Genomic DNA, 12,099 nt, shown 5'->3' on the forward strand with positions numbered 1-12,099 from the left:
TGACCTCGCGCTCATTCATCTTAACCCCCACGTCCAAATTCAGCCTGGGCGTCACCGCTTGCGCAATTATTCCCCGCCGTCAAACCATTCACGTCTACGTGAATGGTTGCACGGTCGTGAACATGGGCGGAGACATGAACGGGGTACGAGGGATGCCCGCGACACTCGAACCGGAAGCGGCCGTGGTGCCACTGCGCCGCAACCGACGCTTCCAGACGCTCTGGGCCGGCTCCGCGTCCGCGATGCTCGGCACCTGCCTCGCCGACACCGCGTACCCGCTGCTGCTGCTCGCGATGACCGGTTCCCCGACGGTGGCCGGGGCGTTCGGCGCCGTCCAGTTCGGCGCCTCCGTGCTGTTCGGCCTGCACGGCGGCACGGTCGCCGACCGGTACGACCGGCGGCGGGTCCTGGTCCTCGCCGACACCGCCCGGCTGCTCACCGCGCTCAGCGTCGCGCTCGCCCTGGCCGCCGACCGGCTGACCGTCCCGCACGCGCTGCTGGCCGCCGCCGTCATCGGCGCGACCATGGCCTACGGCGGCCCCGCCCGGATGCTCGCGCTGCGCGCCGTCGTCCCGCCCGAGCAGTTCCGCCAGGCCCTCTCCCAGGACGAACTCCGGGTCAACGGCGCCGCGTTGGCCGGCCCGCCGCTGGCCGGGTTCCTGCTCGGCCTCGGCACCGCCGTGCCCTTCCTGACCACCGTCCTCACCTCCGGCCTCGCCCTCGGCGCGAGCGTCGCCGTCCGCTTCGACTCCCGCCCGGACGCGCAGGAGCAGGCGGGCGGCAGGGAGAAGGGCGCCGCGTTCGCCGGCCTGCGCTACCTGTTCGCCAACCGGATGCTGCGCGGCACCGTACTGGTCGCCTCTGCCCTCAACCTCACCGGCTCGGCGATGCTCCTCGCCGTCATGGTGCTGCTCCGCGACCACGGCACCTCCGAGGCGGGCATCGGCCTGGCCCTCACCGGCGAGGCCGTCGGCGGCCTGCTGGGCGCGCTGCTGGTCGCCCGCCTGCACCGCCTGCTGCGCCCCGGCGTCCTGCTGCTGGCCGTCGCCTGGGCCGCGGTGCTCTCCTTCGCCGCCCCCGCGGCGGCAGCCGGCCCGCCGGTGGTCTTCGCGGCCCTCGCCCTCACCGGGCTCGGCGTGCCCGCCCTGCGCGTCATGCTGGACGTCCTGGTCTTCCAGCGCGTCCCCGAGGCGATGCGCGGCCGCGCCATGGCCGGCACCATGACCCTCCTGATGGCGGGCCTCCCGCTCGGCACCATGGCCGCCGGCCTGCTGCTCGACCGGCTCCCGGCCCCCACCGTCCTCGTCCTGCTCGCCGCCGCCCTGGCCGCGGCCCTGCTCCCCCTCACCTTCGGCCGCACCCTGCGCGGCACCAGCTGGACGGCATGATCGGCGGGACGCGCACAATCAGGGGCTCGGCTGAGAACGGCGGAACGCGCACAATCAGGCGCTCGGCTGAGAACGGCGGAACGCGCACATACAGGGGCTCGGGGAACGGCGAGTCCGTGCTGCTGACGGCCGGAGCCCATCGGAGGTCCGTGCTGCTGCGTGTAGTAAACGGAACCGGAAGCCGATGCGCGCTCCGGCAGTGCACCGTCAGCAGACCCGGGCTCGCCGTTCCCCGAGCCCCTGGCGGGCTCTTCTCAGCTCTCCAGGCGGATGGAGGCGCGGGCCGAGAGCGGTCCGCCGGCCGGGCCGGTGAGGTCGGCCTGGACGAGGTAGTTGCCGGGCTGGGCGGGGGTCGGGTCGGGGGTCGCGCACTGGGGCTTGGAGCGGGTGCGGTCCCAGGTGAAGGTCTCGGTGATGCCGCTGTTGCCGCCGATCTGGGCCCAGGCGTCGGTGCGCTCGGTGATGCAGTCCGCGGAGGACCAGACGCGCTCGTTGGCGCTGGAGGTGACGGTCAGGAAGGAGTACTCGTGCGAGAGGTTGATCCGGCAGCCGGCCCCGGAGGAGTTGCGGATCGTCAGGGCCAGCTTCGGCTTGTCCTTGGTCGCGTACGAGTTCTGCGCCGAGGCGAGTTCGAGGGTGAGCTGCGAGGTGGTGCAGACCGGCAGCGCCATCACCTCGGCGGTGTTGACGGCCGGCGAGGCCCCGCCGCCGGCGCGGGAGGCGCCGCCGGTCGAGCCGCCCGAGGAACTCCCGCCGGTCGAGCCGCCCGCGGAGGAGCCGCCGCCCGAGGAGCCGCCGCCGGTGACGCTGATCTCGCCGCCCGCACCGCCGGCCGTCCCACCGGAGGAGCCGCCGGTCGAGCCCCCGGTGGAGCCGCCGCCGCCACCGGTGCCGCCGGGGCGGGTGGTGATCGCCGGGCCGGTGGGGGAGGCGCCGGGGGTGATGGACTGGGCGGGGGCGGGCAGCGGGCTGCTCCCGGCGGCCTTCTTCTGCTTGCCGTCGTCGCCGCCGAACGCCAGCAGGCCGACCACGAGGAGGACGACGGCGAGGGCGATGAGGACCACGGCGCGGCGCCGCCAGTAGATCGAGGCGGGCAGCGGTCCGACGGGCTGGCGCAGAGAAGGCACGCGCAAACTCTACGAGACCTTGTGCACCTGTTGACGCATCAACACCTCACCTGGACCACTTCCTTCACATGATCCGCAATTTGGTCCGGAAGAGGGACTCGACACGTCGGTGTGTCGCCCTATAGTCGCCCCCATGGCCTCACCGCACGACCACGCCTCCACCGGCACCAGCCTCGACCCGGCGCAGATGATCGCCGAGGCGCGGCGCGCGTTCTTCGTGATGTTCGGATTCCTCTGCCTGGTCTGGGCGGCGCAGTTGGTGAACTGGCTGCTCGACGGCGACATGGCCATGCTGCACGGCATCCGCCCGCACGACCCGGACACCCTCAAGTACCTGCTGACCGCGCCCTTCCTGCACGCGAACTGGCAGCACCTGGAGGGCAATTCGGGCCCGCTGTTCGTGTTCGGCTTCCTCGCCGCCTACCGCGGGGTGCGCAAGTTCCTCGGGCTGACGGCGCTGCTGGTGGTGACCAGCGGGATGACGGTGTGGCTGTTCCAGGACGGCGACACGGTGACGGTCGGCGCGAGCGGCGTGGTCTACGGCTACATCGGCTACGTGGTGCTGCGCGGCCTGTTCGACCGGAACCTGATCGACTCGCTGATCGGCCTGGTGATGGGCGCCTCCTTCGCCTACGTCCTGACCGCGGCGGTCCCGGGCACCCCCGGGGTGTCCTGGCTGGGCCACCTCGGCGGCCTGGTCGGCGGCCTGGCGGGGGCCTGGATCTTCCGCAACCGGGGCCCGAAGCCGGTCGCCGGATCGGCCGTCACCCCCGCCGCCGCCAGTGCCGCGGGGGGCGGCGACCTGCCGGTGCCCGCCCCGGCCAAGAAGGGCGGCCGGGCTCCGGCCGGCCCGGTCAGCCCGCGGGCGGACCTCCTCAAGGAGCTCGACGACCTGGGGCTTTAAGCCTCCGGGGCGGGGCGTGGCAGGATCGGAGGACCATGGCTGCCACTGCTCCGACCCTTGCCCCGGGCGCCGTCCAGGCGCTGCACTCGACCGTCATCGGCTGGTACGAGGCCCACGCCCGCGACCTGCCCTGGCGGGCCCCGGACGCCTCGCCGTGGGCCGTGATGGTCAGCGAGTTCATGCTCCAGCAGACGCCGGTGAAGCGGGTGCTGCCCGCGTACGCGGCCTGGCTGGAGCGCTGGCCCGCGCCCGCCGACCTGGCCGCGGACGCGCCCGGCGAGGCGGTGCGGATGTGGGGCCGGCTCGGCTACCCGCGCCGGGCGCTGCGGCTGCACGGCGCGGCCGTCGCGATCACCGAGCGGCACGGCGGCGAGGTGCCGAGCGACCACGCGGCGCTGCTGGCGCTGCCCGGGGTGGGGGAGTACACGGCGGCCGCGGTCGCCTCGTTCGCCTTCCGGCAGCGGCACGCGGTGCTGGACACCAACGTCCGCCGGGTCCTCGCCCGGGCGGTGACCGGCGTCGAGTACCCGGCGAACGCCACCACCGCCGCCGAGCGCCGCACCGCGCACGAGCTGCTGCCCGCCACCGACGAGCGGGCCGCCACCTGGGCGGTCGCGGTGATGGAGCTGGGCGCCCTGGTCTGCACCGCGCGCGGCCCGGAGTGCGGCGCCTGCCCGCTGCTGGCCGAGTGCGCCTGGCAGCGGGCCGGCCGCCCGCCGTACCAGGGCCCGGCGCGCCGCGGCCAGACGTACGAGGGCACCGACCGGCAGGTGCGCGGCAAGCTGCTGGCGGTGCTGCGGGACGCCCACGGGCTGGTCGAGCAGGGCCGGCTGGACGTGGTCTGGCCGGACGCGGTGCAGCGCGCCCGGGCGCTGGACGGGCTGGTCGCCGACGGGCTGGTCGAGCCGGTCGGGCCGGGCACCTACCGGCTGCCGCAGTAGCGGCGCCCGGACGTGCGGCGGCCCGCCGCCCCGGAGACCGGGGAGGCGGGCCGTCCTCATGCTCGGGCGGGCCTCAGAGCGCGCCCTCCAGGGCGGCCTCGGCCTTGGCCTCGGCGGCGTCCGCGCCACCGCGGAGCTTGACCTCGCGGATGAACAGCGAGGCGGCGATGGCGACCACGCTGATCACGGTGCCCCACAGGAAGACGGTGTGCATGCCGTTGGCGATGCCGTGCTGGAGCACCGAGACCGCCTCGGGCGGCATGCTCTTCAGCGTCTCCGGGCTCATCGAGCCGGTGGACTCGCCCCCGGCCGGCATCCCGGCGGCCTTCAGGGTGTCGTTGAGCCGGTTGATGTAGAGCGTGCCGAACAGGGCCACGCCGAAGGAGCCGCCGATGGTGCGGAACAGGGTCGCGGAGGACGAGGCGACGCCCATGTCCTTCATCTCCACGCTGTTCTGCGCGACCAGCATGGTGACCTGCATCAGGAAGCCCATGCCGGCGCCGAGCACCACCATGTAGCAGGAGGAGGTGAAGCTCTTGGTGTCCACGGCGAGGGTGGACAGCAGCAGCGAGCCGCCGGCCATCACGGTGGTGCCGATGATCGGGAAGATCCGGTACTTGCCGGTCTTGGTGATGGTCTGGCCGACCACCAGCGAGACCACCAGCATGCCGAACATCATCGGCATCAGCAGCAGGCCGGAGTTGGTGGCCGAGGCGCCCTGCACGATCTGCTGGTAGGTGGGCAGGAAGGTCACCGCGCCGAACATCGCGAAACCGACGATGAAGCCGATGATCGAGACCATGGTGAAGTTCCGGTTGCGGAACAGCTTGAGCGGGATGATCGGCTCGGCGACCCGCTGCTCGACGTAGCAGAAGCCGATCAGCGAGGCGAGGCCGAGCGTGCCCAGGCCGAGGATCTGCTTCGAGCCCCAGGCGTACTCGTGGCCGCCCCAGGTGGTGACCAGCACGGCCGAGACGATGCCGACGGTGAGCAGGGTCGCGCCGAAGTAGTCGATCTTCGCGTTGGAGCGGATCTTGGGCAGCTTCAGCACCACGACGATGAAGACCAGCGCGATGGCGCCCAGCGGCAGGTTGACGTAGAACGTCCAGCGCCAGTTCAGGTGGTCGGTGATGAAGCCGCCGATCAGCGGGCCGCCGACGGTGGCCAGCGCCATCACGGCGGCGAACATGCCCTGGTACTTGCCGCGGTCGCGGGGCAGCACCAGCGCGCCCATGATCGACATCACGCCGACCATCAGACCGCCGGCGCCCAGGCCCTGGACGGCGCGGAAGGCGATCAGCTGGGTCATGCTCTGCGACAGGCCGGACAGCGCCGAGCCGAGCAGGAAGATCGCGATCGAGACCAGGAACGAGCCCTTGCGGCCGTACAGGTCGCCGACCTTGCCCCAGATCGGGGTGGAGGCGGCGGTGGCCAGGGTGTAGGACGTCACCACCCAGGACATGTGCTCGGCGCCGTGCAGTTCGCCGACGATGGTGGGCATCGCGGTGCCGACGATCAGGTTGTCGAGCATGGCGAGCAGCATGGTGATCACCAGGCCGACCATCACCAGGCGGATCTCGCGGTGCGGGCGCTGCTCGAACTCGTCGGGCTTCCCGAGTTCGACGACGGGTTCCTCCGGAACCGCCGCTGACTGCTGGGTTGTCATGGTGCGTCTCTCCCGGGGCGCAGGTGCCGCGGGGTGCCGCGGCGGTACTTACTTGACGACCGGCTAGTTAATCGCCGTCCGGCACGGTAGGTTGTTCCCTAGCCGGTCGTCAAGCCAGTTTCGGAACAGCCCCCCTGGGCAGGGAGAATGCCGACAGAAACGGGCCTTGACACCCGCCCTCCGCACCCGCTCCCCGAGGCAGGCCGCCAGCGATGACCACCACCCAGAGCCCCCGCAGCGACACCAGAGCGCGGATCATCGACGTGGCCCTGGAGTTGTTCGCCGAGCACGGCTACGAGAAGACCTCGCTGCGGGAGATCGCCGACCGCCTCGGCGTCACCAAGGCCGCCCTCTACTACCACTTCAAGACCAAGGACGACATCGTCCGCGGCATCGTGGAGAAGATGGCCGCCCCGCTCGACGACGCCATCGCCTACGGCGAGGGCAAGCCCTGGTCGCCCGAGCTGCGCGACGAGCTGCTGCGCCGGTTCGCGGCCGGGATGGGTGAGCGGGCCCCGCTGCTGCGCTTCTTCCACGAGAACCAGCCCGCGCTGCGGGAGTCCGCGGCCGGGCTGGCCTTCAAGGACCGGATGATCCGGATGATCAGCCTGCTGCACGGGCCGGAGCCGACCTTCCGCGACAAGCTGCGCGCCACCGTGGCGCTGACCTCCATGCACTCGGCGATGTTCCTGCTCAAGGCCGACCTCTGCGAGCCCGGCCAGCCGGTCACCCCGGTCGAGGAGGCGATGGACGCCGCCCTGGAGGTCGCCCTGGAGGTCGCCGCACGCATCGAGCCGTCCGCGCGGTAGGCGCGGACGGCTCGGGGCTGAGCGGCGGTACGGGGGCGGCGGATCAGAAGTTGTTCGCGCCGTGCTGCTTCAGGTAGCCGACCGGGTCGATCACCTTCGCGTACTGGTTGGCGGTGCGGATCTCGAAGTGCAGGTGCGGGCCGTGCGAGTTGCCGGTGTTGCCGGACTTGCCGACCTGCTGGCCCGCCTCCACGTGCTGCCCGGCCTTCACGCCCAGCTGCGACAGGTGCGCGTACTGCGCGAAGCGGCCGTCGGAGAGCTTCAGCACGATCTGGTTGCCGTAGGCGCCCGCGTAGCCGGAGGACACCACGGTGGCGTCGCCGACCGCCAGCACCGGGGTGCCGACCGAGACCGCGAAGTCGGTGCCGGTGTGGTAGCCGGCCGCGTACGCGGCGTTGGTCTTGTGGTACGGGTTGCTGATCGTCGCGCCCGGCGCGGGGGAGGACCAGGACGGCTTGACCGGCTCGGGCGCCGGCGTCGGCGTCGGCTCGGGCTCCGGGGTCGGCGCCGCGGCGGCGGGGGCGGCCTGCTGCTCGGCGGCGGGGGCCGCGGCCTGCTCGGTGGCCTGCTGCGCGGCGGGCTGCTGCTCGGCGGCGGGGGTCGCGGCCTGGTCCGTGGCGGTCAGCCCGGTGCGCTGCTCGCTGCGGCTGGCCTGCTCGTCCTGGTGCTGCGGCTGCCCGTCCTGGTGGCCGCTGCCGTCCTGCCCCAGGGCGTCGGAGATCGCGTCCTTGACGTTCTTGACCTGCTCGCTCTCGGCGCCGGCCGCGGACGGCAGCTGGAGCTTCAGCTCCTTGGAGCCGCTGTCGGCGCCGGCCGCGGCGGTCGTGACGGCGGCCTGCTCGGTCGCCGGGTGCGAGCCCTGCGCGATGGCCTGGCCGGTGGGGATCAGCAGCGCGCCGGCGGCGACCACCGCGGCGCCCGAGGCGAGGGCCTTGGCGGGTGCCAGCCGGGCCGTGGTGAGCGGGCCGGCGGAGAGCACCGAGCGGACGTGGCGGGTGCTGATCGCCTGGAGAAGCCGGCGGCCGGTGGCGGGGAGAGAACGCATCGGGAGTCGGTACCTCACGGACGGGGCCAGTGCGGGGCCGAGCCGGTGGGGCTCGCCGAACTGGTGGAACGACTCCGGTGTAAACGACCCGGACGCGCAGGCCCAAGAGTGTGACCTACGACGGTCCGTAGTGCACAAGTCGGGCAAAAGGGCGCCCCGGACCAGCGGGCAGGCCGGGTTTTCCCGCCCCAAACCTCCTATCCCGGGTCGTATGTCGGAAATGTGCTGTGAGCAGCGCCACCGGGGACCGGCCGGTTTGGGCCCGGATCGCCCCGGGTACAACCCGCTTTCGAACCAGCTGCACCATCCGATCCACCGACCGTCGGAGATGATCAGCTGATGAACGACACCCCTGTTCTGGACCGCCGCTTCCACAGCCGCCGCCAGGCCGACCGCCTGCTCTCCGGCAGCCGCCCGCAGACCGTCCGCGAGGCGCTCACCGCGCTGGCCGCACTGGCCGACGGCCCCCACCCGCTGGACGAGCCCGTCGACATGTACGGCAACGGCATCGTCCGCACCCTGGAGCGCCGCACCGCCGAACTGCTTGGCAAGCCCGACGCCGCCTACTTCCCGACCGGCACGATGGCCCAGCAGGCCGCCCTGAAGACCTGGGCCGACACCCACGGCCCGGTGGTGGCCATGCACCCGCTCGCCCACCCCGAGGTGCACGAGCGCCGCGCCCACCAGGTCCTCTCCGGCCTGCGCAGCGTCCCGCAGACCGGCGCCCGGCGGCACCCCACCGCCGCCGAGCTGGCCGGCCTGGACGAGCCGTACGACGTGCTGATGCTGGAGCTGCCGCTGCGCGACGCCGGGTTCCTGCTGCCCGACTGGGCGGAGCTGGAGGCGCTGTACGAGCTGGCCGAGCGGCAGGGCCGCCCGGTCCACCTGGACGGCGCCCGGCTCTGGGAGTCCGCCCCGCACCTGGGCCGCACCCTGCCGGAGGTCTGCGCCCGGGCCGGCTCGGTGTACGTCTCCTGCTACAAGTCGCTCGGCGGCCACAGCGGCGCCCTGGTGGCGGGCGAGGAGGAGTACGTCCGGCGGATCAAGGTCTGGCGGCACCGCTACGGCGGCAACCTCTGGCAGCAGTGGCCCGCCGCGCTCTCCGCGCTGGCCGGCCTGGAGCACGAGCTGCCCCGGCTGCCCGGGTACGTGGCGCACGCCAAGGTGGTCGCCGCCGCGCTGGCCGGGGCCCCCGGCGCCCGGGTCCACCCGGAGCCGCCGCACACCCACCAGTTCCAGTTCTGGCTGCCGTACGCCGCCGACCGGCTCAACGAGGCCGGCTGCCGGCAGGCCGAGGAGCAGGGCGTCGCGCTGTTCGGCGGCTGGCGCGAGCCCGGCCCGCAGCCGGGGCTGTCGATGACCGAGGTGACGGTGCTCGCCGACGGGGCCGGGTGGAGCGCCAAGGAGGTCACCGCGGCGCTGGAGTCCTTCCTCGCCCTGCTCTGACCCTCGCCCGGACGGCGCCCGGGAACGCGAAGGGCCCCGGCGGTTCGGAAACCGCCGGGGCCCGCACGCACTACCGATCAGGCGTCACTTCCGGACGGGAGAGACCATGATCATGGCTTCCAGGTTGTTGTGGGACTGCCACAGCACCTCGATCTTGGTGCGGGTGTCCGGCACCTGGACGCCGCTGTACGGGTTCTCCGCGAACCAGTACTTGGTGGTGTGGTCGTTGAAGACCGTCACCCCGCGCGAGCTCGGGATCTTGGTGAGCGCGTCGGCCTTGTGCAGGTTCAGGCCGTCGGTGCGCTCGAAGCCGAAGCTGGCGTCGTACGACTGGAAGCGCGGACGCATCAGCGTGCCGTCGTTCCACTTGATCGGCGCCGGGTGGGCGTCGACCGGCAGGATCAGGCCCTGGCCCGGGTGGTTGGCCACGTTGTTGTCGGACTGCGAGGAGTCCCACAGCCAGATCAGGACGCCGTTCTGGTTGGCGTAGTGCTCCACCCAGTCCGGACGCGCGGCCGAGCCGAAGTTGTACGGGCCGGTCTTGAGCGTGGTGTCGAACGAGACGTACTGGCGGTTCTCGACCAGGTAGTGCTGGTCGTAGTCCTTGGCGAACTTGCCGGAGATCCGGGAGAAGCCCGCGGCGGTCCAGCCGTTGTCGCCGTTCTCGGCGCCGTCGGTGAACAGGGCCGCGCCGTCCGCGGTCACCGCGATGTTGTCCAGGGCCAGGCCCTTGTAGTGGACGCCGCCGTCGGTGGTGTTGCGGAAGCGGACCTTGACGGCCTGCCCGGCGTACGCGTCCAGCGGGAAGGACAGGTCGCCCCACGCGCCGTTCGAGCTGCCGTTGATGGCGCTGTCCGGCAGCGCGGCGCCGTTGAAGGTGCCGGCCAGCGCGGTCCAGTTCTTGCCGCCGTCGGTGGAGACCTCGGCGTACGCGTAGTCGTAGTCCGTCTCCAGCTCGAACCACGCCTTCGCGGTCAGCGTGGCCGAGGACTTGCCGGTGAGGTCGACGTCACGGGTCAGCGAGACGTTCAGGTCGTCGGCGCTGCCGCTCCACCACTCGTTGCCACCCTCGAACGGGGTGTTGATCTCGGTGGTGACCGTCTTGGCCGGCAGGTTGACGATCAGGCCCTGCTTGCGCTTGGTGTTGTACTCGACCGGGCCCAGCAGCGAGACCGAGGTCTGGCCCGCCTTGGCGGTGTCGTAGTTCAGCCAGCCCAGCTTGAGCTTCGACCAGACGTCCAGGTCGTTCGGCATGTCGCCGATCTCGTTCTTGCCCTCGCCCAGCCAGGAGCCGGAGGACATCAGCGACCAGAAGCCGACCGAGTTGTCGACGCCGGGGGTGCCGGTGGTGTCGTACAGGTCCGGCAGGCCGAGGTCGTGGCCGTACTCGTGGGCGAACACGCCCAGGCCGCCGTTCTCCGGCTGCATGGTGTAGTCGCCGACCCACAGGCCGGTGGCGCCGATCTGGGTGCCGCCGAGCTTGTTGTTGTCCGGGCCGGTCTTGCCGGCCTGGTTGGCGTACGCGTAGGAGCGGTGCGCCCACAGCGCGTCGGTGCCCTGCACGCCGCCGCCGGCCGACTGGTCCTCACCGGCGTGGACGATCTGGAAGTGGTCCAGGTAGCCGTCCGGCTCGTTGAAGTTGCCGTCGCCGTCGTAGTCGTAGCGGTCCCACTGGTCGTACTGCGCCAGGTCGGCCTTGATCTGGGCGTCGGTGCGGCCCTTGGCCTTCTGGTCGGCGACCCAGGCGTCGATGCCGTCGCGGATCAGGTCCTGCGCGTTGGCGCAGACGTGCTGGCCGCAGTAGTCCGAGCCGTAGCGGGCCTCGTTCCACGGCACCCGCACCCAGTCGGTGACCAGGCCGTCGACCGAGTACCGGCCGGAGGACTGGCGCTCGTAGTACGTCTTCAGCGAGGGCTTGTCCTTCGCGAAGTAGACGTCCTGGTAGTGGGCCTGGTTGTAGTCCGCCTGCCAGGCCGTCGAGTTGTCGTTCTTGCGGTCCGGCGCGGCGATCTGGTTGTGCGCGGGGCCGGGGGTGCCGCCGTACTTGACCTTGCCGTCGGAGGTCTTGGTGGTGGTGTCCACCTGGTCGCCGAAGTCGACCAGGATCGTGAAGATCTTGTCGGTGCGCTCGCGGGAGAGCTCGACGTACTTGTCGCGGCCCAGCTTGATCGAGGAGCCGCTGCCGTGCTGCTCGACCTTCGCGGTGCCGTTGACCAGCTGCTCCACCGCGGCGTTCTGCTCGGCCTGCTGCTTCGCGGCCAGCGGGCTCTGCAGTTCGCGCGGGACGCTGTCGTTCTGGATGACGTCGGCCGGGTCGGTGACCCTCGTGTCGGCCGGGGCGGCCGTGGCCGTGCCCGGGAGCATTCCGGCGCCCAGCGCGGCGGTCACCGCGACGGCGGCGGAAGCCGCGACAGCCCTCTTGGTTATTTTCAACGTGGTGACGTCCTCCCCTTACCGGTGGGGCTGGTGGCCGGACCGGTGAACCAATGCAAGACAGGTGGACGACATTTGACCCAAGGTCCGGTAAAAAAGAAAGACCTTGACCGTGGCATGGCCACGCCGCTATGCTCCCGCAACCCGTATCGCCTGACGATCCGTCAATCTACCTTTACGCCTTGCGGACCAAGGGTCGGTCGTGCTCGCACCGCACCGTGTCGCACCCGTTCGGCGGCCCCGCGGCCCCCTATTCACACCACACGGAAACCTAAACAGTTTTTCAACTGAAAAGCCGCGCACGGAAAAGCCGCCGCCCCCGACCTGTCCGGGTCGGGGG

Annotated in this window: 9 protein-coding genes; 5 read left to right on the forward strand and 4 right to left on the reverse strand. The window is 71.9% G+C overall.

What is annotated here, in order from left to right; all coding sequences use genetic code 11:
- The first annotated feature begins 152 nt into the window (after nucleotides 1–152).
- Nucleotides 153–1,388 (forward strand): MFS transporter, encoded by a 1,236-nt coding sequence (locus ACFUEL_RS23555; RefSeq protein ID WP_380238722.1) that lies wholly within the window; start codon nucleotides 153–155, stop codon nucleotides 1,386–1,388.
- A gap of 254 nt (nucleotides 1,389–1,642) precedes the next feature.
- On the opposite strand, the gene ACFUEL_RS23560 is transcribed toward ACFUEL_RS23555, so the two are convergent.
- Complete coding sequence (locus tag ACFUEL_RS23560; protein WP_380238723.1) at nucleotides 1,643–2,515, reverse strand: hypothetical protein; 873 nt, start codon at nucleotides 2,513–2,515, stop codon at nucleotides 1,643–1,645.
- A gap of 133 nt (nucleotides 2,516–2,648) precedes the next feature.
- Here ACFUEL_RS23560 and ACFUEL_RS23565 point away from each other — a divergent pair, with 133 nt between their 5' ends.
- The gene (locus tag ACFUEL_RS23565; RefSeq protein ID WP_380238724.1) at nucleotides 2,649–3,419 is read left to right on the forward strand and encodes a rhomboid family intramembrane serine protease; all 771 of its coding nucleotides are present in this window, start codon (nucleotides 2,649–2,651) and stop codon (nucleotides 3,417–3,419) included.
- Nucleotides 3,420–3,454: 35 nt separating this feature from the next.
- The gene (locus ACFUEL_RS23570) at nucleotides 3,455–4,360 is read left to right on the forward strand and encodes an A/G-specific adenine glycosylase (RefSeq protein WP_380238725.1); all 906 of its coding nucleotides are present in this window, start codon (nucleotides 3,455–3,457) and stop codon (nucleotides 4,358–4,360) included.
- 73 nt (nucleotides 4,361–4,433) lie between these two features.
- Here the strand turns inward: ACFUEL_RS23570 and ACFUEL_RS23575 are convergent, their stop codons facing one another.
- On the reverse strand, nucleotides 4,434–6,026 hold the full coding sequence (locus ACFUEL_RS23575) for an MDR family MFS transporter (RefSeq protein WP_380238726.1): 1,593 nt from the start codon (nucleotides 6,024–6,026) through the stop codon (nucleotides 4,434–4,436).
- Nucleotides 6,027–6,238: 212 nt separating this feature from the next.
- Between ACFUEL_RS23575 and ACFUEL_RS23580 the strand changes: the two genes are divergently transcribed.
- Nucleotides 6,239–6,835, forward strand: a complete 597-nt coding sequence (locus ACFUEL_RS23580) for a TetR/AcrR family transcriptional regulator (RefSeq protein WP_380238727.1) — start codon at nucleotides 6,239–6,241, stop codon at nucleotides 6,833–6,835.
- A gap of 43 nt (nucleotides 6,836–6,878) precedes the next feature.
- Here ACFUEL_RS23580 and ACFUEL_RS23585 read toward each other — a convergent pair whose 3' ends face one another.
- Nucleotides 6,879–7,880, reverse strand: coding sequence for a M23 family metallopeptidase (locus ACFUEL_RS23585; protein ID WP_380238728.1), 1,002 nt, complete (start codon nucleotides 7,878–7,880; stop codon nucleotides 6,879–6,881).
- Nucleotides 7,881–8,219: 339 nt separating this feature from the next.
- On the opposite strand from ACFUEL_RS23585, the gene ACFUEL_RS23590 reads away from it, so the two are divergent.
- On the forward strand, nucleotides 8,220–9,326 hold the full coding sequence (locus ACFUEL_RS23590) for a threonine aldolase family protein (RefSeq protein ID WP_380238729.1): 1,107 nt from the start codon (nucleotides 8,220–8,222) through the stop codon (nucleotides 9,324–9,326).
- A gap of 84 nt (nucleotides 9,327–9,410) precedes the next feature.
- Here ACFUEL_RS23590 and ACFUEL_RS23595 read toward each other — a convergent pair whose 3' ends face one another.
- The gene (locus ACFUEL_RS23595) at nucleotides 9,411–11,690 is read right to left on the reverse strand and encodes an immune inhibitor A domain-containing protein (protein WP_380238730.1); all 2,280 of its coding nucleotides are present in this window, start codon (nucleotides 11,688–11,690) and stop codon (nucleotides 9,411–9,413) included.
- Nucleotides 11,691–12,099: the final 409 nt, after the last annotated feature.

Source organism: Kitasatospora sp. NPDC057198 (genome assembly GCF_042670125.1).
GTDB lineage: Bacteria > Actinomycetota > Actinomycetes > Streptomycetales > Streptomycetaceae > Kitasatospora.

What these genes read in the sequence shown, in the direction of transcription:
- ACFUEL_RS23555 (WP_380238722.1), top strand. Translation starts at nt 153, where the DNA reads ATGCCCGCGACACTCGAACCGGAAGCGGCCGTGGTGCCACTGCGCCGC.
- ACFUEL_RS23565 (WP_380238724.1), top strand. Translation starts at nt 2,649, where the DNA reads ATGGCCTCACCGCACGACCACGCCTCCACCGGCACCAGCCTCGACCCG.
- ACFUEL_RS23570 (WP_380238725.1), top strand. Translation starts at nt 3,455, where the DNA reads ATGGCTGCCACTGCTCCGACCCTTGCCCCGGGCGCCGTCCAGGCGCTG.
- ACFUEL_RS23575 (WP_380238726.1), bottom strand. Translation starts at nt 6,026, where the DNA reads ATGACAACCCAGCAGTCAGCGGCGGTTCCGGAGGAACCCGTCGTCGAA.
- ACFUEL_RS23580 (WP_380238727.1), top strand. Translation starts at nt 6,239, where the DNA reads ATGACCACCACCCAGAGCCCCCGCAGCGACACCAGAGCGCGGATCATC.
- ACFUEL_RS23585 (WP_380238728.1), bottom strand. Translation starts at nt 7,880, where the DNA reads ATGCGTTCTCTCCCCGCCACCGGCCGCCGGCTTCTCCAGGCGATCAGC.
- ACFUEL_RS23590 (WP_380238729.1), top strand. Translation starts at nt 8,220, where the DNA reads ATGAACGACACCCCTGTTCTGGACCGCCGCTTCCACAGCCGCCGCCAG.
- ACFUEL_RS23595 (WP_380238730.1), bottom strand. Translation starts at nt 11,690, where the DNA reads ATGCTCCCGGGCACGGCCACGGCCGCCCCGGCCGACACGAGGGTCACC.